The 18,103-nt window shown below is 60.1% G+C and carries 15 protein-coding genes and 5 pseudogenes; 6 read left to right on the top strand and 14 right to left on the bottom strand.

From position 1 onward, the window contains the following. The first annotated feature begins 200 nt into the window (after positions 1-200). Together fabF and mltG are read left to right on the top strand one after the other, a co-directional pair. Positions 201-1,432, top strand: a pseudogene (gene fabF, locus JCM25414_RS17910) (beta-ketoacyl-ACP synthase II). A 30-nt stretch (positions 1,433-1,462) separates the two neighbouring features. Then, positions 1,463-2,475, top strand: a pseudogene (gene mltG / locus JCM25414_RS17905) (endolytic transglycosylase MltG). A gap of 71 nt (positions 2,476-2,546) precedes the next feature. Here the strand turns inward: mltG and JCM25414_RS17900 are convergent. The 3 genes and pseudogenes from JCM25414_RS17900 to JCM25414_RS06615 form a co-directional block, all read right to left on the bottom strand. After that, positions 2,547-3,371, bottom strand: a complete 825-nt coding sequence (locus JCM25414_RS17900; RefSeq protein ID WP_081775821.1) for a lipid-binding SYLF domain-containing protein — start codon at positions 3,369-3,371, stop codon at positions 2,547-2,549. 104 nt (positions 3,372-3,475) lie between these two features. After that, positions 3,476-4,268, bottom strand: a pseudogene (locus JCM25414_RS17895) (inositol monophosphatase family protein). A gap of 11 nt (positions 4,269-4,279) precedes the next feature. Next, positions 4,280-4,831, bottom strand: coding sequence for an MmcB family DNA repair protein (locus JCM25414_RS06615; protein WP_025841117.1), 552 nt, complete (start codon positions 4,829-4,831; stop codon positions 4,280-4,282). Between the two features lie 50 nt (positions 4,832-4,881). Here JCM25414_RS06615 and JCM25414_RS06610 point away from each other — a divergent pair, with 50 nt between their 5' ends. Next, on the top strand, positions 4,882-5,208 hold the full coding sequence (locus tag JCM25414_RS06610) for a hypothetical protein (RefSeq protein WP_025841116.1): 327 nt from the start codon (positions 4,882-4,884) through the stop codon (positions 5,206-5,208). Here JCM25414_RS06610 and JCM25414_RS06605 read toward each other — a convergent pair. The 7 genes from JCM25414_RS06605 to JCM25414_RS06580 form a co-directional block, all read right to left on the bottom strand. Next, complete coding sequence (locus JCM25414_RS06605; RefSeq protein WP_025841115.1) at positions 5,182-6,255, bottom strand: glycosyltransferase family 4 protein; 1,074 nt, start codon at positions 6,253-6,255, stop codon at positions 5,182-5,184. The two genes, JCM25414_RS06610 and JCM25414_RS06605, sit on opposite strands and share 27 nt — an antisense overlap. Beyond that, positions 6,252-7,010 carry a nucleotidyltransferase family protein gene (locus tag JCM25414_RS06600; protein ID WP_025841114.1) on the bottom strand — a complete coding sequence of 253 codons (759 nt, stop codon included), beginning with the start codon at positions 7,008-7,010 and terminating at the stop codon, positions 6,252-6,254. The genes JCM25414_RS06605 and JCM25414_RS06600 overlap by 4 nt, the downstream gene beginning before the upstream one ends. Further along, positions 7,007-7,726 (bottom strand): sterol desaturase family protein, encoded by a 720-nt coding sequence (locus JCM25414_RS06595; RefSeq protein ID WP_242403422.1) that lies wholly within the window; start codon positions 7,724-7,726, stop codon positions 7,007-7,009. Before JCM25414_RS06595 ends, JCM25414_RS06600 begins: the two co-directional genes overlap by 4 nt. A 104-nt stretch (positions 7,727-7,830) precedes the next feature. Further along, complete coding sequence (locus tag JCM25414_RS26985) at positions 7,831-8,064, bottom strand: LptF/LptG family permease (protein WP_408734879.1); 234 nt, start codon at positions 8,062-8,064, stop codon at positions 7,831-7,833. Next, positions 8,033-8,923 (bottom strand): LptF/LptG family permease, encoded by an 891-nt coding sequence (locus JCM25414_RS17890; protein WP_051535731.1) that lies wholly within the window; start codon positions 8,921-8,923, stop codon positions 8,033-8,035. The genes JCM25414_RS26985 and JCM25414_RS17890 overlap by 32 nt, the downstream gene beginning before the upstream one ends. After that, positions 8,920-10,110 carry an LptF/LptG family permease gene (locus JCM25414_RS06585; protein ID WP_035442828.1) on the bottom strand — a complete coding sequence of 397 codons (1,191 nt, stop codon included), beginning with the start codon at positions 10,108-10,110 and terminating at the stop codon, positions 8,920-8,922. The genes JCM25414_RS17890 and JCM25414_RS06585 overlap by 4 nt, the downstream gene beginning before the upstream one ends. Continuing rightward, positions 10,110-11,012, bottom strand: a complete 903-nt coding sequence (locus tag JCM25414_RS06580) for a metallophosphoesterase family protein (RefSeq protein WP_081775820.1) — start codon at positions 11,010-11,012, stop codon at positions 10,110-10,112. Before JCM25414_RS06580 ends, JCM25414_RS06585 begins: the two co-directional genes overlap by 1 nt. 167 nt (positions 11,013-11,179) lie before the next feature. Here JCM25414_RS06580 and JCM25414_RS06575 point away from each other — a divergent pair, with 167 nt between their 5' ends. The 3 genes from JCM25414_RS06575 to JCM25414_RS17885 are packed head-to-tail and all read left to right on the top strand — an operon-like array spanning position 11,180 to position 13,077. Continuing rightward, positions 11,180-12,139: a diacylglycerol/lipid kinase family protein gene (locus tag JCM25414_RS06575; protein WP_025841110.1), complete on the top strand. Its 960-nt coding sequence runs from the start codon at positions 11,180-11,182 to the stop codon at positions 12,137-12,139. Beyond that, complete coding sequence (locus JCM25414_RS26520; protein ID WP_369346013.1) at positions 12,132-12,404, top strand: hypothetical protein; 273 nt, start codon at positions 12,132-12,134, stop codon at positions 12,402-12,404. The genes JCM25414_RS06575 and JCM25414_RS26520 overlap by 8 nt, the downstream gene beginning before the upstream one ends. Before the next feature lie 13 nt (positions 12,405-12,417). Beyond that, positions 12,418-13,077, top strand: a complete 660-nt coding sequence (locus tag JCM25414_RS17885) for a hypothetical protein (RefSeq protein WP_369346012.1) — start codon at positions 12,418-12,420, stop codon at positions 13,075-13,077. Positions 13,078-13,146: 69 nt separating this feature from the next. Here JCM25414_RS17885 and spt read toward each other — a convergent pair. From spt to JCM25414_RS06550, 4 genes and pseudogenes are all read right to left on the bottom strand, one after another. After that, positions 13,147-14,339 (bottom strand): annotated as a pseudogene (gene spt, locus JCM25414_RS17880) (serine palmitoyltransferase). Next, a complete protein-coding gene (locus JCM25414_RS06560; protein ID WP_025841109.1) occupies positions 14,336-14,593 on the bottom strand; it encodes an acyl carrier protein in 258 nt (85 codons plus the stop codon). The pseudogene spt and the gene JCM25414_RS06560 overlap by 4 nt, the downstream one beginning before the upstream one ends. A 172-nt stretch (positions 14,594-14,765) precedes the next feature. Then, a pseudogene (locus JCM25414_RS17875) lies at positions 14,766-16,498 on the bottom strand (fatty acyl-AMP ligase). Positions 16,499-16,577: 79 nt separating this feature from the next. Beyond that, the gene (locus tag JCM25414_RS06550; RefSeq protein WP_025841108.1) at positions 16,578-17,708 is read right to left on the bottom strand and encodes a CDP-glycerol glycerophosphotransferase family protein; all 1,131 of its coding nucleotides are present in this window, start codon (positions 17,706-17,708) and stop codon (positions 16,578-16,580) included. Between the last annotated feature and the right edge of the window lie 395 nt (positions 17,709-18,103).

Below are 18,103 nucleotides of genomic sequence, written 5' to 3'. Positions count from 1 at the left end.
CCGGCTGCATCGGGCCATCCGGCTCGATGCAATGATCTTTCTCCGGCTCCCCCAATCAGCGGAGCCGGGACATACGACGAGATTTACAGCCGCTCCCTCATGGCAGCCCGCCGGGGAGCTGGCCTTTATGACTGGAGCTTCGTCCGCCCATGATGGCAAACCTATCGGCAATGAAAGAAAGACGCGTTGTCGTCACCGGTATGGGGCTTGTCACGCCACTGGCGGTGGGCGTCGACCAGACCTGGCAGCGCCTGATCGCCGGTCAGACGGGCATCGGCCGCATCTCCTGCTTCGACCCGAGCGATCTCCCGGCCCATGTGGCGGGTGAGGTGCCCGAAGGCCCGACGGCAGAAGGCGGTCTGACGCTCTCGGATTGGGTTCCGGCGAAGGACCAGAAGAAGATGGATCGTTTCATCCATCTCGGCATGGCGGCTGCCATCCAGGCCGTCGAGGATTCAGGCTGGAAGCCGGAGACTGAAGAAGACCGCTGCGCCACAGGCGTGATGATCGGCTCGGGCATCGGTGGTCTGCAGACGATCTATGATGCGTCGCTGACGGTTGCGAGCGGCAAGGCCCGTCGCCTCTCGCCATTTTTCATCCCCTCGGCTCTGATCAACCTGATCTCAGGGCATGTTTCGATTCGCTATGGTTTCAAAGGCCCTAATCATTCGGCCGTGACTGCCTGTGCAACAGGCGTGCATGCCATCGGCGACGCAACGCGTCTCATCATGCTCGGCGACGCTGATGTCATGATCGCAGGCGGTGCCGAGGCGGCTGTCTGCCCGCTGGGTATCGCCGGGTTCTCCTCGGCCCGCGCCCTTTCCACCGGCTTCAACGACACACCTGAGAAGGCATCGCGCCCCTGGGATCGCGATCGTGACGGCTTTGTCATGGGCGAAGGCTCGGGGATTGTCGTGCTTGAAGAATACGAGCACGCGAAAGCGCGTGGCGCGAAGATCTATGGCGAGATCATCGGTTATGGTCTGTCGGGCGACGCGCACCATATCACGGCACCGGCAGAGGGCCATGAAGCGCATTCCGCGCCATGACGGCAGCGCTGCGCTCGGCTGGCATCACCCCGGCCGATATCGATTATGTCAACGCGCATGGCACGTCGACCATGGCCGACGATCTCGAACTCGACGCTGTCGAGCGTCTTTTCGGCGACGATGCGAAGCATGTGGCGATGTCTTCCACCAAATCCGCCACGGGCCACCTTCTTGGCGCTGCGGGATCGGTCGAAGCCATGTTCTCCATGCTGGCAATTCGCGACAATGTCGCGCCACCGACACTCAACCTCGATAATCCGGCCCGCGAGAGCGTGATCGACCGCGTGGCGCATGAAGCCCAGCAGCGCAAGATCAACATTGCGCTCTCCAACAGCTTCGGCTTTGGCGGTACCAATGCCAGCCTGATCGTCAAGGGCGTCTGATCCACGCCATGAAGCCATGAAAGGGCGGGCATGAAGCGCGTCTTTCTTGCTTTTTTTTTGTTCCTTGTCCTCGCTGGGGCAGGTAGTACGGCGGCGCTCTGGCATTTTGCCCAGCGCCCCGGCCCTCTCCAGAATTCTGTCGATCATGTCGTGCCTCACGGCAGCACTGTCACGATCACCAATGATCTGGCCGATGCCGGTATCATACCGGACGGCGAGCTGGCTGGTCTCGGGTTTCGAATTCTTGCCAGGCTGACGAAATCTGACGGTGCGCTCCATGCTGCCGAACTGCATTTCGCCTCAGGCGCCTCGGCGCTGGACGTTCTCGGTGTCCTGCGTCATGGCAGTCCGGTCAGCCACCACCTGACCATTCCAGAGGGGCGCACAGCCCGGCAGATAGCGACGCTGATCGCTCAGGATCCACTGCTTTCCGGCTCCATGCCCGTAATCGCAGAAGGAACCTTGCTTCCGCAGACAATCGCGTATGAGCGTGGGGCATCGCGCACGCAGATCGTGCATCGCCTCGAAACCCTGATGACCCAGACACTCGCGCATGTCTGGGCCGGACGCGATCCTGACCCCGTATTGAAGACGCCGCAGGATTTGCTGATTCTGGCTTCTATCGTCGAGCGTGAGACAGGTGATGATGCCGAACGGCCGCAAGTGCACGCGTATTTCTGAATCGTCTGTCGCTTGGCATGAAGCTGCAATCCGACCCGACCGCCATCTATGATCTGAGCGCCGGCCTGGGTGTGCTCGATCATCCGGTTACCCATGACGAGCTGCACATGGCGGGCCCACATAATACCTATGACATTGCAGCGCTCCCGCCAGGGCCGATCTGTTCTCCCGGTCTCGCCGCACTGAACGCCGTCGCGCATCCTGCCACCGGCGACATGCTGTATTTCGTTGCAGACGGCACCGGAAAGCACGGATTTTCCCGGGATCTGCATGAGCATAATCAACGCGTTGATGCCTTGAAGGTGCTTAAGGCTGGGCGCAATGCCCCGGTCAGGGAAATCCCAAGCCCCCACCATCCCTGAAGCTACGCAGGGCGGCGCAGAATCCGCCCTGCCTCTGGCCCCTTATTTCGGAGCGGAGAGCGACTCGCTTTTCACCGCGCCATGCGATTGGCTGGTGAATGATTTGCTGCTGTCATAATTCGACGGATAGGGGCTGTTGCCCACCGTGCCGCCCGAAGGGTGAGTGCCGTGCCGGTTACGGCAGGCTGGGCGGGCGTGGCGCTTTGCTGCTGCACGACCTGCATCAGCACGCGGCGCAGCGGATCGGCGCCCGTATTGTTCACACGCATCGAAATGACGATATCTTCGGGCCCGACGGGCTGGTTGTAGAAGGCGCGATTGGCGCCACTATCGATGGTCAGCTTGGAGCCGCCGAGGGACGCCCCGGCGAACAGGCCGGAGGATTTCTGAAGGGCGAGAATATCGGTATTCGATGCACCGGCAGACCCGCTTTCGATGCCGCTGCCCATATTGGCGAATGACGCCGAAGCCCCTGCGCTGAACTTGAACTGGCTGTCGAGCAGGGCCTGGAGGCCGCGATCGGACATGACGAAGAACATCAGCTCCGAGCTTTCGACGCCAAGCTGGAGTCCCATCGAGGCAGAGCTGAGCGTGTAGAAAGCCGGGTCGGACCACGAGCCACGCGCATCACGCGAGAGCAGAAGGCAGCCACCGCCAGCGCCCCCGAAGACGATCGACATGCGAAAGACCGAAGGGCACACCATGACGGCGCGCGCCTTGGCTAGATAGCGCTGGGCGCGTGAATTGGGCGTTGTGCCCTGAAAGATATCCTGAACGGCGAGCGTCGCGCGGTCGACCAGAGCCTGTTGCGTCGAGGTGGCCATGGCAGGAAGGGCCGTCAGACCTGTAGCCAGAAGCACCGTTGAGGCAACGAGTCGGCGGGGAAAAGAAACCATGGGATAAGGGCCTCGTATCGTGAGCCGTCAAGGAATGGGAAAGGCCAGACCTGACGGGAAATTATGGCGCGAGAATGGTTGCCGTGTTGCGGAGCCGTCGTGAATCAGCCCAGGCGTAGGCCTGCTGCCCGGGCAATTGGCTGGGCCACGCCTGGTGCTGCGGCCAGAATCGAAATGCATCCGGTGAGCCCGCCATCCTGCAGGAAGGGCGAGACGCGTGCTCCGCTTTCTTCGAGCATGACCAGAGCTGCGGCGACATCCCAGAGATTGATCGCAATTTCGAGATAGCCGTCACAGCGGCCCGAGGCGACGTCGGCGAGGGCCAGCGCGCCACAGGCGCCTGTGCGCGGCGCGATGCCGAGTTCGAGAAACGCTTTCGCATGGCTGGCATAAGTCTCTGGTGAAACCTTGGCACTCCAGCCCATTTCCACCATGGCGCTGTTGGGGTCTGTGACGGGAGAAGCTGTGAGTTTTCTGCCGTTGAGCCAGGCGCCAACGCCACGCTGGGCTGTGTAGATCTCGCCCAGAGCCGGGGCATTAATGACGCCGGCAACGGGCACCGCTCCGTCCATCAGGCCGAGCGAGACGCACCACCGCTCGCGCGCGGGCATAGTTCGAGGTGCCGTCGATCGGGTCGATTACCCAGGTCAGGCCGCCCTCGCGTTGGCGGCCGCCTTCTTCACCCATGAAGCCATCTTCAGGAAAAAGCGCCTCGATCTTTTTCGAAACAAGCGCCTCAACCGCCATATCGGCCTCGGTCACATAGTCCTGCATGCCCTTCATGCTGCCGATCGGACCACCCGGTGGCGGCCTCATTGCCATGGCCATAGCAGCGGCGTCGGCGACGACGGCGCGGGCAACCTCCAGGCGTTGCGCGATGAGGCGTTGATCGGTCATGCAGGCACTCCTTATTCGACACGTCGAGCCGCACGGAGAGACGCTGTCATGGCAGGGTCTTCCAGAGCCATCAGGCGCAGCGCGGCATTATGGCCGAAAAGCTGCATCAGGGTCTTTCTGCGGGCCGTCGCCAGCTTGGCAAGCGGGCTTTCCCGGATCATGGCACATTCCGGCAGGATGGTTGAGGGGCTTTCCATCACATGCGCGACGAAGAGCCCGACATCGTCCGGGATGAGGGTTTGAGGGAAATGCTGATCGACCGCGAAATAGAGCCGGTCGCACCAGTCCCGATATTCCGGCCACTTGCGGTCTGTCAGAAAGTCGCGCGGCCCCGATTTGATCTCTATGCAATGCAGCTGCCCGCCCGCGGTGAGGGCCATGATATCGGCCCGGCGACCGGCTGCGGGAAGGGAGAATTCGTTGAGGCAGGCCCAGTTGAGATTGCGCGCCAGGCCGAGCATGGCACGCCTGATGGCAAACTGGTTTTCCGGTAGACTCAGTAATGAGCCCGTCGCGCCGGTAAGAGGCTCATTGTCTTCTTCGTAACTTTGCCTGTCGCTCACTTGTGGTTACTCATCGGACGCACCCTGCTTTCACCTGTCTGGAGAAACTCTTGCCTGACAAACGCGACAAGACCGATCGGGTTATGCCTGTTTTTGACTGGATGCGCCGGGAGAAGGCGCTGAGCTGCGCCATTTTCGGCGTTGTTTTGTTCCTGCTCGGGTTTTTATGCGGCCATCTCGATGAACGAGTGCATTTCGGGCTCGACATGCTGGCCGTCATTGCTTTTGGTGTCGCCTCTTATCTCGAGCATCAGGCAGCCCCGCGCATGGTCTGGATTCTGCTGCTGGTGGCATCGGTCGTCTTCGCGCAGATGGATTTTCGTCTGTCAAACCACCTGACCCAGACGCGCTCAGAGAGTTCGTTCGAGGCGCGCTAGAATTTCCTTGCCCCGCCGGTCGAATGACGCGGCATCGAAGCGCGAAAGAACGCGCTGGCGACCGATCTGGCCCATGGCGGCAAGACGTTGCGGCTGGCGCAGCAGGTCTGCGAGAGCGAGCGCCAGGGCTTCAGGGTCTTTGGGCGGTACGATGCGTCCGCAGGCCGCGGTGATCGTATGCGGCAACTCTCCTGCTTCAGAGGCGATCACCGGCACACCGCAGAGCAGGGCCTCATGCGCTGCGAGGCATAGCCCCTCCCAATGGGAGGGTTGCACGTATATCTGGAGCGTCGACAGAAATTGTCTTGGTTCGGCGTTATAACCGTCGAGAACGATCGGCAGTTTGTCGCGAGCGATCAGGGCCGCGAGACGATCGCGCTCCTCACCCTCACCGGCGATATGGATTTCGTATTCCGGCAGGTTGCCGATCTTGCCCAGCAGGCGCACGGCTTCGCAGAGCGTGTCATATCCCTTGACCGGATGCAGTCGTCCAAGACTGCCTATACGGATCGGCGCGGCTTCTGACCAGGGAACCGCGACTGGGAAGCTCTCACTGGCGCGAAAGATCGGCCAGCAGGTCAGCTTGTCGACGCTCAGCCCCAGCTTGCGTTCGGTTTCCTGTTCGACGCAGGTCGAGTCCGCGATCCAGAGGCGGGAAAGGCTGCGCATCAGGCGCAGCAATTTGGCATTTGCCGGTTTGAGGCGGGCCGAGTGCTGCCAGCTCACCACCGGCAGACGGCGACGCAATCCGACCAGCTGACCGAGAAGGGTGGCCCGCGTGAGCGAGGTCCAGATGAGATCGGGCTTCTGCTCACCGATTTCCCGATTGAGCCAGAGCAGAGCCGCCAAATGATCCGTCCTGCTTCCTTCACGCACATGCACCGTCAGGCCAGCCTGGAGCATGGGCTTGATGGCGCGCCCGTCACGACGCGTCAGGGCGAGCACGATCACCTCATGGCCGTTTTCACGCATGACCTGCGTGATGGCGGGCACGGGAAGGGCGGCGCCGCCGCCTTCGACCGAGTTGATCACATAAGCGATTTTCATGGGGTTTCAGCCAGCAGCTTTTCCACCAGGGTCAGATCCTGAGGCTTGTCGACATCGACTGCCGCACGTCCGTGAGCGATGGGGACGAGACTGACCCGCGCGCCGGTCAGGGCGCGAATGCGTGACGTGAGCGAGGTGCTGTCGAGGCGTCTGAACAGGGCGCGCAGCAGGGTACCGAAGCCGAGCGTACGTGCCATTTTCAGAGGGTGTTTGCGATCGCGTTCGAGCTTTTGCCATAGCTCGATCACATCGCGGGCGCGAGGTGTGCGCAGCAGGAACAGGTTGCAGCCCGAAAAACTCATGTCGCTTAATGGAATATAGGTGCGCTTTGTCCCCTCCACATCACGCTCTATGACGGGTCGCAGGGCAACACCGACGGCAAGATCACAGTCCGACGCTTCAGCGTCCCGGAGGAATTCAGTGATCCAGAGAGGCTGTAGAAGCGGGTGATCGGCTGTTGTTATCAGGAGTGGCGTGCCGATCCGGTCGAGTGCAAGGGCGACACTGCCGCTCGGGCCTTTGGCCGTTGGCACGCAGGTAAATGCCCTGTCGAGCGCGTCGAGGGCTTCGGGTGTTTCAATGCTGATATAGGCAGGGCCAAGACCCGGCGTGGTCGAGAGCGTCTCAAGCACACGGTCGATCATGGGACGGCCAGCAACCGGGAGAAGCGCTTTATGGGCGACCCCTCCGATGCGAGCCAACGGGTCCTGGGCGCCATCGCGCGACCCGGCAAGAACCAGAACGGGAAGACTCACCGTGTGCTGCTGCCGCTTCTCGCACCGTCAGGCCGTTGCTTGGGCGGTGCACCTGTGCGCTTCATCACCCAGGGATAACGCTGCGCCTCGTTTATATCGTAGCCGAGATCGAATACATGGGCGCTGCGGGCGCGGGCGCGGGCATCCTTGTAGAAGCTGCCGAACAGTCGGTCGGCAGCGTAATTCGTGATGCCGTAATTGCCGTCTTCGTCATGAAAATGATGCAACACGTGCAATTGCTTGATCTTGGCCACCCAAGCCCAGCGCGGCTTGTAGGCCAGATGCTGGATGCAATGGAAAAACTCGTAGATGCAGGTCATCACGAGACCCGTCGCCAGCGCGGCAAAAGCCGTACTGGTTCCGCCGATGCCCCACCCGATAGGCATGACGATGATCGCGATCGTCGGAACGGTGTTCAGTGGCGAGCCAAACAGCACATCAAGCAGATGAGGATCCTGATGATGGTCGAAATGCACGCGCTTCCAGAGCGAGGCCGTGATCGGATTGCGATAGAGCCAACGGCCATGAAGAATGAAGCGGTGGATAGCGTACCAGGCGAAAGGATAGATCGCCACAACAAGAACCGCGGTAACCAGCGTGGGCATGAGACGGGGAGAGAGCGCAATCGAGGCCCCGACGGAAATCAGGATCAGGGCAAAATAGAACAGGATGGTCGGGTAGGTGAGATAGGCCATCCAGAGATGAGGCAGGCTCATCTTGCCGAGATCGAAACTTCTGCCGGTACGAAGGGAGCCCTGGTTCTTCCGGGCATTCCAGAAGGCCTTCCAGAAGCCTTCGGCCTGTTCAGGATTAGAAGTGCTCATTTTTCTTCCATCTTCACAATCCATGCCCCTCCGAGGAGGAATGCCAGGGCGGGAGGCGCCGTGACGGCAATTAACGCGGGCAGGGTTCCTGCATTGCCCAGTGCCTGTATCAGGCCTTGCAGCACGATGAAACCAAAACCGGCAGCCAGCGCCGCAATCGGCAGAAGGCTGCGCGTACCGTGCGGGGAGGAATATAGATCACCGGCAGGGCGAGGAAAAGCATCGCGCAGAGTGAAACAGGCAGGGTGAAGGGCGCGAAAAGCGCCATGCGATAGGTCGCCTTGGCAGGCTCGATGCCCCGCCGCGATGCAGGATGTTCCAGAGTGACCAGAAGGAAAGTACCGGATAATTCTGCGAAAGCTGGATCAGCGTATCGGGCGTCAGGCTTGCCGGCAGAAGCGTGACATCCTTGTGCTGATCGATATCGACACGGTTGCTTCTGAGCGTAAGGCTACGCACATGAGTGGCCTGCCAGCCGGTTCGCAGGTCATAGACCAGTTCCGGTGCCGTATCGGCGGCGATCAGATCGCCGCCCTTGACGCGATGATAGACTGCCACTTTCGAGATACGCCGCCCGCCCTCGCTGAAGCTGTCGATATGCACGACGTCACCCGCTGCATGAAACCAGAACCCATGGCCGCTGCCTGCGGCATGGGGATCGGTCTTGTTCCACCATTTGGCAAGAGCCAGCTCGGCCTGGGGAGCGACGATCTCCTGCATTGCGATTCCGACCAGGCTGATAATCCCGATCGAGGGCAGGAGCAGGACAAGCAGGCGCCGTGTCGACAGCCCGGCGGCGCGCAGGCTCGCCGTCTCGCTGTTGAGCGTCATCTGCATGAGCAGAAAGAGCGCGCCGATCAGCGTGCTGAGAGGGAGTGTCTGAAAAGCGAGGCTCGGTAGTCTGAGCAGGGCATAGCGCACCAAGCCCATTGCTCCGAGATGACGCTCCAGAATAGGGGTGGTCATTTCGAGCAGGCCCAGAATTTCCATCATGGAAACCAGGATAGCCCCGCAAATCAGTGTGCGGCTTAGAAAGGATCGCGTCAGATGGGTGCGCAGCACCGAGCGGGATGCCTGGGGTTCGCTCATGATGCGCGCGCTGCTTTCTTGAGAGGGATTGCCTGGCGTCGGCGCCACGACCCGCGCGAGCGCCTGAAAATGGACGCCATACAGATCGTACAGAACAGGATTTCAGGCAGCCAGATCGCGTAGAAACCCTTCATCCGGCCTGTCGCGATCAGACCGTGGCCGAATTGCAGCGTATGATCGAAGCCGACGAGAACGATAGCCAGTGCGATGAGCCCCATGATCGGGCGACGTCGTTTGGCGCCTATGGCCAGCGCAACCGCCAGGGGCGGGATAAAGGGAATGGCGAGCGCGCGCGCCAGGCGGAAATCAAGTTCGGCACGCAGGCTCGATCGTGTGATGACCCCCTCACCGGTTGAGGCATCTGATTGATGAGAGGCTTCGAGCCGGGTCGCCAGCTCGACCAGGGTCAGTTCGCGCTCGTCGATCCCGCGTGAGCGGAAGACCGCCGTATCATGGCTCTGATCGAAAGTGCGCATGCTATGCTCGAAACGGGTCTGGTTGGCCTTGTTGCTTTCGTCGCGCGGATCGTAGACGATCACGCCATCCCATAGATCGAGGCGTGTCTGCTTGAGAGAGGGCACGGCCGTGATCAGCCCGCGATGCGCGGTGATGATCCGAACCGCGCCGTCGGGTTCACGCTGTCGGATAAAGACCTCATGCAGCACAGTGCCGTTGCGTGAAACGCGATCGGCAGTGAGCATCGAATCTCCAGACGTCGTGGCGAACATGCCTGCCTGAAGATGGGGCGCCCAGCCAGAATGGGCAGCATAATAGAAGCCGGACCGGAAATCATAGCGTGCGACGGGCTGGATATAGCCATAGAGCAGGATACTGCCGAGCCCCAGGACAACGCCCGACCACATATAGGGTCGGGCGATACGCAGCAGCGAGACGCCGCTCGCCATGAGAGCATCGATCTCGTTATTGTCGCTCATCCGCCGGATGATCAGAAAAACACTGACACAAAGGGCAGCAGGCAGCGCCAGGCCGAGATAATGCGGGAGCAGGTCCGTCAGCAGTGAGACGAACGTGGCAAGAGAGCTACCCTCTGCGGCTAGATCGTCGAACAGGACGAGCAGGCGCTCCAGCAGAAGGGCTGCCAGCACGGCGGCCAGAGAGACGATGAAGGGCGGGAGTAGCTGGGCCAGAAGATAGCGGTCCAGAGTCGGAAAATGGGGGAGACGCATCAGCCCTGCCCGTCGCGTATGAGCCAGTTACGATGTCGACTGCATCGCCATCCTGTTTCTTGCGTGAATTGACGTGTCGTCAGGTCGATCTCCCAACCGGCATCATGGCGCGCAATCGCGATCCGGTTCCAGCCACTATGGCGCCAGGGTTTCGCAGATTGCAAAGAGGCCGAGGGCACGCCGATGAGAGGAATGGACGTGCCCGGTATCGTGGAAAGCGTAGCGTCATGTGAATGGCCATGCAGCACCATGGCAGCACCGTGTTGCGCAATGATGTCGGCGACAGCCTTGAGATCGAGCAGCGATTTGCGCCAGGGCACGAGGCCAGTGCGTGGGGGATGATGGATCATGATGACGCGGCATCGGTCGCGTGTCGCGTCCAGAAGCGTGGCCAAGCGCACCCGCTGCGCTGCACCGACATGTCCGCAGGCCATGAAGGGTGGGGTCGGTACGGCACTGTTGACGCCGATAATGGCGAGATCGCCTTCTTCGCGCAGATAGGGAAATGCCCCTTCGGCACTGTTTTCCATCCAGTCAGACCATTGGGCGGTGGTTTCCTGCCACGGTTCGCGCACCATGGCGTCGTGATTGCCTGGGACGACGAGGCAGGGAGCCTTCATGGTTCCGAGCCACGAGGCCGCGTTTGAAAACTCCTCGCGCAGGCCGAAATTCGTCAGATCGCCCGTGTTGAGGATCAGATCAGGTCGGGCGGCCTGCATATCGTCGCGCACAGCATCCGAGAGGGCGGGCAGATGATGATGCACGCGATGGCGCTTCCACGAGGCCACGCTGAGGGCGCGCTTGTTCGTGAAATGAGGCCATGAAGGCAGGGGAGCAGGGGGAGGAAGATGCACGTCGGAGAGATGCGCCAGAACCAAGGAGGGGGTTTCTGTTGGAGTCATCGACCTTTCTCTTCCTTACGACAGGTCACAGGCCGGTAACGGCAAAAGTTAAAAATGACCAATCGGTTTCTGGTCCCGCTGCCTAAGTCATGCTATGGCGCCGCGCAAGGCGGACCCCAGATGATCCGCCGGGCTGAAGGGATTACCGTAACATAAATGATACTGCCGTGCGCCTAGCCCTGATCCATAACCCACGCAGTCGCAAGAACCGACGGGATGGCAGAAAATTCGCACGCCAAGCGAGTGACCTTCTGGGCGACGGGTTTCTGGTGCCCTCGTCTCATGACGAGATGCAGGAAATGGTGACTGAACTGGCGCGGCGCAATGTGCCGCTCATCGCCATCAATGGTGGAGACGGCACGGTCAGCGATGTCATGACCGCTATTGCGCGTATCTATCCAGCTGACAGCTTGCCCGACATCGCGATTTTCCCTTCGGGCAATACCAATCTGATTGCGCAGGATATCGGTTTTTCCAAGCGTGGCATCGAGACGCTTCAGCTTCTCTATCGTAACAGCGGGGTTCTGCCACGCACGAAGCGGCGCCCGCTCAAGATTTCCTGGCCTGAGGGTGAGTATGAATCTCGCCTGGGCATGTTTCAGGGCAGTTCGGGCTATGCGCGCGCTATTGCTATCGCACACTCGCCTCATGTGTTGCGCTATGCGCCGCATAATCTCGCTGTCGCGGCGACTCTGATCGGAGCTTTCGGCAGCCTGTTGTGGCGTCGTCAGCGCGAGACCTGGCTGGCAGGGGATCGGCTCACGCTTGAAAGCGAGGGCGCCACGCTGGTCGATGGTCAGAGCTTCCTTTTTCTCTCCACAGCATTGCAAAAGCTCAATCTTGGCATCTGGCCATTCTGGAATGCCGGCAAGGTGAAAGCGGGCGGGCTGTATTATCTACGCGTCGCCGATCACCCCGGAAAGCTGATGCAGGCGACCTGGGCGCTGCTTCGCGGTCGGGCGCCAGCCTGGTTGAGAGAAAGTCCCGATTATACGAGCGGCAAGGCCAAGGAACTTATCCTGACCTGTCAGGGCGATTTCGTGCTTGATGGCGAATGTTTCTCGCCAGGTGCCGATAATCGCATCGTCCTCTCCGAGGGGCCTGAATTCGGGTTCGTGCATGACTGAAGCCGATTTCGCGCTCGATCACATCCTGATCAGCGAGTTGACGACACCGGTCGATCCCCGGCTTCACGCCTTGGTCACGCAAATTCTGGGCATCACCCGGCCGCTCGGCGTGCTTTTCTACGGCTCAGGTCTGCGACAGTTCGATCCGGAAGGACTGTTTGATTTCTATATTGTGCTTGAACGCTTTTCAGACTGGCCGGCGTCGCCGCTGGCCCTTCTGGGCAACCGCCTTCTGCCTCCGAACGTTTTTTTATGCAGAGCATGAGATTGACGGACAGTTGCTGCGGGCGAAAGTGGCTCTCCTGACCTTGCAGCAATTCCGTGCAGGGGCGTCGCCCCGCTCGATTGACACCACACTCTGGGCGAGGTTCTGCCAGCCAGCGCGCCTCGTCTGGGTGAGAAGCCCCGATGCCGCCGACTCTCTTCTTTCGATTATCCGCACCTGCGTGACCACTGCTGCAGGCTGGGCAGCCCGGCTCGAAGAGGGGGCGCATCGTCCCGAGCAGTGGTGGGAGGCGCTTTTCCGACGAAGCTATCGAGCCGAATTGCGTGTTGAAAAATCCGGGCGGGGCTCCGTGATCATGCAGGGGCAGTCGGCGCGCTACGCTGCGCTTACCCGGCCGGCATGGCAAAGTGCGGGTGTCGTATTTGACGAGAAAGACGGCTGCCTCACCCCAGGCCTATCCAAAGCTCAGCGCCTGCGTGCTTTGCGACGGTGGGATCGTATGGCGCACCGTGGGCGTTGGCGTAACGTCGCCCGGCTTATCAAGGCGGCTTTTACGTTCCGAAACGGGGCTGCTTATCTCGCATGGAAAATCGAGCGTCATAGTGGCTTCGTGCTGAGGCTTTCTTCTTTTGAGGCGCGTCATCCACTGATCTGCCTGCCGAGGCTCCTCTGGCGAGCACGAAAAATCTTCCTCAGCGGCATGCGGGGCTGAAAGACGAGCATGAAAAAAGGCGAGGGTTTAGGGAACCTCTCGCCTTTTTTATGGTGTTCAGTTCGGGATCTAGCCCAGAACGTCGTTCTTCGCCTGAGCGAAGATGCTCAGTGCACGAGCGATTTCCTCGGGCGTGTGCACGGCCATGACCGAGCAGCGCAGAAGCGGATGTTCGTCAGGGGTTGCCGGGGGGAGCGACAGATTGACATAAACGCCGAGTTCCAGCAGACGATTCCAGAAAGCGAGCGCCTGCTCGACGGTTTCGAGGGTCACGGCCACAACCGGGCTGACATGAGCGCTGGTCTTCAGACCCAGTGCGTGCAAACCATGATTGAGCTGCTTGGCATTGGCGTAGAGCTGCGTACGCAGTTCGGGGCGCGCGAGCATCTCGTCAAGCGCGGCCAAAGTCGCGGCGATGATTTCCGGGGGCAGTGACGCAGTGAACATATACGGGCGAGAGCAAAGACGGATCAGCTCGAGCCCATCGAGATTGGATACGCAATAGCCGCCAACTGTGCCGAGGCTCTTCGAAAACGTGCCAACGACGAAATCGACATCGTCTTCACATCCATCGCGCTCGGCGACGCCGCGACCGTTTTCGCCCAGAACGCCGAAAGAATGAGCCTCGTCGGCAAGGAGATAAGCCCCATGCTTTTTCTTGACCTCGGCAAACTCTCGCATCGGCGCGACATTGCCGGTCATGGAATAGATGCCTTCGACCACGACCAGCTTGGCGCCCTGGTGATCTTTCAACCGCGACAGGCGGCGATCAAGATCGGCCGGATCGTTATGGCGGAAGCGGATGACCTGTGCATAGCCAAGGCGGCTCGCGTCATAAATGCTGGCATGGCTGTCAGCATCGAGAAGCAGCACGTCGTCCTTGCCGCTAGCGCCGAAATCGCCCCGAGATTGGCCTGGTAGCCCGTTGAGAAGATCATGCAGTGACGGCGACGAAAGACTTCTGCCAGACGCGTTTCAAGCTTGCGGTGAAGCGCGTAGGTGCCATTGGCGATGCGTGACCCCGTCGTGCCGACGCCTTCCCGACGCACAGTCTCGATGGCCGCCTCGGCAGCGGCCGTAGACTGGCTGAGACCAAGATAGTTGTTCGTCCCGAAAAGAAGGGTCTCACGCCCCTCGATCAGACCGACCGTGGCCGAAACAGGGTGATCGATCACGACCCCGAACGGGTTGCGCGGGGAATGTGCCGTCAGTCCGGCCGCTGCAGCCTTGAGCCCCGCATACTTGGCGAAAATATCGGTCACGAGGCGCTGCCGGCCTTGAGGGAAGCGAGGCAGACGGCAAGATCGTCGATCGTGCGAATATCAGCCAGCTTGTCGAGCGGCACGGAGACATCGAGTTCGTCTTCAATCTCCATCACGAAGTTCATGACGGCGAGAGAGTCGAAGGCGAGATCTTCCACAATCTTGCTTTCACCGGTGATGTCGCGGGGGACTTTGGGATTGGCGAGCAATTTGTCGATGATCATCGAGGCGATGGAGGCGACCGTATCGGCCATTTCAAGGTCTCCGAGTAGAGGCGTTAGGGCGCGAGGCACCCTGTGATGATGGGTCTTATGCGACAGCGCGGGCCCCGTGGCCAGAGGGCGATCTCTCGATCACGCCACGTGAGGGCGTCGTCGGAAAGAAAGGGGAGGAAACGCATCGTCATCGCCTTTCCTTCCTTGGACATCAGGCTGCGGTACGGCTGGTTTCGAACTGACCTGCCAGAAGCATCGCCTTGGCGCGGGCGCGGGTCAGTTTGCCCGAAGAGGTCTGAGGCAGGGTATGGGGCGGCACGAGTATGACGTCGACCTCTATGCCATGCTGGCGGCGGAACAGACCCGTGGTCTCCTCACGCAATCTGGTGCGATCTTCGTCAGTGGTGGCGCGGCACTGCACCAGTGCGACGACGCGTTCACCTTCGGCTTCTTCAACTGCAAACACGGCCACATCGCGCGAGCGTAGCGTCGCGATTTCATGTTCCGCAGACCATTCGAGATCCTGCGGCCAGATGTTGCGACCATTGATGATGATCAGATCCTTGGCGCGACCTGTGATGACCACCTGACCGTCCAGCATGTAGCCGAGATCGCCGGTGTTCAGCCAACCCTTGTCGTCCAGCACTTCTGCGGTTTCGGCCTCGCGACCGAAATAGCCACGCATAAGGCTCGGTCCATGCACGTAGACCATGCCTACATGGCGTTCCGGCATCAATGCGCCGTCTGCATTGCGCACCTGCGCGTCGTGCTCAGGCAGGGCGACGCCACACAGAACGAAAGTACGCAGGGCATGAGACGGATCATTGGACGGATGGGCGACGCCCTCTGTCTCGAGCTTGCGGAGGTCGATTGTGTCGGTCACGATGCCGGTATCGAGTGGAGCGAAGCTGATCGCGAGCGTGGCTTCTGCCATTCCATAGCTGGCGACGAAAGCGCGGCCATCGAAACCGTACGCGGCGAAGCGTTCCGAGAAGGTTTCAAGAATGTGGTGGCGGATCATATCGCCACCGATGCCAGCGATCCGCCAGCAGGAAAGGTCGAGGTCACCCGAAACCGGGCGACGGGCGCAAAGCTCGTAGCCGAATGAAGGACTATAGGCGATCGTACCGCGATTGCGACTGATCAGATCGAGCCAGACATGCGGGCGGCGGGCAAATTCACGTGTTGGTAGCAGATCCACCGTCAACTGACAGGTCATGGGGGTCAGGAAGAACCCGACAAGACCCATGTCGTGGTAGAGCGGCAGCCACGAGACGCAGCGGTCGCCGGTTTCCCTGACCTTCAGCCCGTTGCGTGCGATGGCGCGTGCATTGGCCATGCCCGCAGATTGCGTTACGGCAACGCCCATCGGGAAGCGGGTGCTGCCTGATGAGAACTGCAGATAGGACAGGTCTTCGGCGCCAATCGTCGGCAGCGTCTGTTCGGACGGGGCAAGCGCCAGCAATTCAGCAGGGGAGCCGCCAAAGGCCAGATTCAGCCCCTCGACGATATCGGCTGTCCAGGATCCGATCAGTTCGGGAACGACGACGGCGCGGGCGCAGAGGACGAGACCATGCCTCGCAGCGTGGAAATATAGGCTTCGCGGCCACCAAAGGCGATGGGAAGCGGCAGTGGCGCGGGGACGAGCCCTGCATACTGACATCCGAAGAAAATGCGGGCGAAATCGCCGTCACTTTCCGCAACAATGGCGACACGATCGCCAACACAGAGGCCTGTCCCGAGCAACCGACGCGCCGTCTCGAGGGCCTGCTCACGCAGAAGCCGATAGGAGAGCGCTTCGAGCAGCTGGCCACGCCCATTATAGATGTTGAACCCCGCCGTTCCCTGGGCCGCGTAGTCCAGAGCAGCGCTGAACGTCGGAAAGTCACCATGACGGCGCTTCTGGTTCGATGCAGTAGGAACGGGCGTTTGGTTAGGCGTCATAGGGATGAGTCTGCTCTGCTTTTCAATCTGTCATGGATCCGGGGGCGGGAAGATCCCGGTCTGGTCCACGCGTAATGGGTTAGGCTGCGTTGCGAAGATAATCGACAATGGCATCGGCGGCCCCAGGGGCAGTCGGGCCATCATCGGTGAATTCGAAGGTCTCTAGTATATATTGCCGTTGCGCCTCAAGGAAATCGTCATGTTTTGTCACAGCAGCATTCAGTGCCAATGGCAATGTGTCAGCGTTATCGAGCACCTGACCGAGATTCCAGAAATGGTAGTTTCTGTCAGATTGCCATGAAACGTGGTGTGCGTTGAGGAAGACGCAAGGCCGGGGGCGGACAAGAAACTCTGCGACCTGAGAACTTACGTCGCCCAGATAGAGATCGGCCGCCATGGTATAGGTCATGTCGATGCTACGCGGGCTGCCGGGATCGATCAGAAGATGATCGTGATGAGCAAAGCGGGCGACGAGTTGCTCCCCTTCCTGTCTGTGCTTGTCGAACAAGCGATAATGGGGGGCAAAGATGAGATTGTATTTGTCCTGATTAGCAAAATACTGAAGAATTTGCTCGCCCATAAGCGGCCATGACGACAGCTTCGATGAAAAATGCGGGTTGTAGAGAACGATCGGCTTGTCGTTGTCGAACAGGGCAGGGCGTGCCCGCGCCATTTTTCTGACGATATCGAATTTTGCATAGGAGCCGCGATAATAGCGCCCGGGGCTGATCGCGCCTTGTGACAAAAGCCGTTCTTCAATCTTCTTGCCCGAAAGCAGCACGAAATCGAACTCTTTGACGTCTCGCGCGAAACCGATCGCTCGATCTCCCGCACCGTGGCGGGTCCAGATCAACCTCGGCTTGCGAATGCCCATTCGACGCAGATAGAGCGAGGTACGCTCTGGCACGACAATCGCTTCGAAGCGTGAGAAATAATCACGGTTGAAAAAAAGGCTGGCCATTTTGCCCAGAACGCCCGGACCGGAATGCTCGATACGCCGTCGGAGCATCTCGGGCATTTTCAGAAGATCGAAGCGTGCCCGTGCCTGAGGGTAAAGCGCACTGAGTGTCTTGGCATAATCCAGATGCGCCTCTGTCGTACAGGCGACATGCACCTCTGTGTCGGCATGTCGAGAAGCGATCTCCATGGCGATGGGCAGGGAGTGCAGTGTCTGGTGAGGCTGCGCGATATAAGGAAAGGCGATTTTCATCATGGCTGAGGGTCAGTTACAGATGTGCTGCACGGTCGCGTGAATGGTAATCGAAAGTATCCTCACGTCCTGCGCCTCAATTTCTGACAATCGCTTAGTGCCGCCTTCACTCGAAGAAACACGGATCGGGTGTGATCCTGGGCCTGTTTTTTGTGCTTTCCCCAGCGAGTTACAAGATAGGGTATTATAAACGTGATATGGGAAAAGCTTAATTTTTCGCAATCGATGGCAACCCGGAGGCATGGTTGTGAGTGGCCTTGATGGGAAGCTGAAGAGTGTCGTGGTGATGGAGACGCATCGCGCTGACATGTCTTTGTATAGGAGGCTCGATGCGCCACCATACAACACACATTTTATGACGCATCTTTGCAGTGAGGCGCGGAACTCAGTTTTTT

Origin of the sequence: Asaia platycodi JCM 25414, assembly GCF_000614545.1 — a bacterium.
Classification (GTDB): Bacteria; Pseudomonadota; Alphaproteobacteria; order Acetobacterales; family Acetobacteraceae; genus Asaia; species Asaia platycodi.
Note: the sequence above shows the minus strand (reverse complement) of the source record. Positions and strands in the feature narration are given on the sequence as shown.

Coding starts and splice junctions, on each gene's coding strand:
- JCM25414_RS17900 (WP_081775821.1), bottom strand. CDS start 3,371: ATGGTTTCTTTTCCCCGCCGACTCGTTGCCTCAACGGTGCTTCTGGCT.
- JCM25414_RS06605 (WP_025841115.1), bottom strand. CDS start 6,255: ATGAAAATCGCTTATGTGATCAACTCGGTCGAAGGCGGCGGCGCCGCC.
- JCM25414_RS06595 (WP_242403422.1), bottom strand. CDS start 7,726: ATGAGCCTGCCTCATCTCTGGATGGCCTATCTCACCTACCCGACCATC.
- JCM25414_RS17890 (WP_051535731.1), bottom strand. CDS start 8,923: ATGAGCGAACCCCAGGCATCCCGCTCGGTGCTGCGCACCCATCTGACG.
- JCM25414_RS06585 (WP_035442828.1), bottom strand. CDS start 10,110: ATGCGTCTCCCCCATTTTCCGACTCTGGACCGCTATCTTCTGGCCCAG.
- JCM25414_RS06580 (WP_081775820.1), bottom strand. CDS start 11,012: ATGACTCCAACAGAAACCCCCTCCTTGGTTCTGGCGCATCTCTCCGAC.
- JCM25414_RS26520 (WP_369346013.1), top strand. CDS start 12,132: ATGACTGAAGCCGATTTCGCGCTCGATCACATCCTGATCAGCGAGTTG.
- JCM25414_RS06560 (WP_025841109.1), bottom strand. CDS start 14,593: ATGGCCGATACGGTCGCCTCCATCGCCTCGATGATCATCGACAAATTG.
- JCM25414_RS06550 (WP_025841108.1), bottom strand. CDS start 17,708: ATGAAAATCGCCTTTCCTTATATCGCGCAGCCTCACCAGACACTGCAC.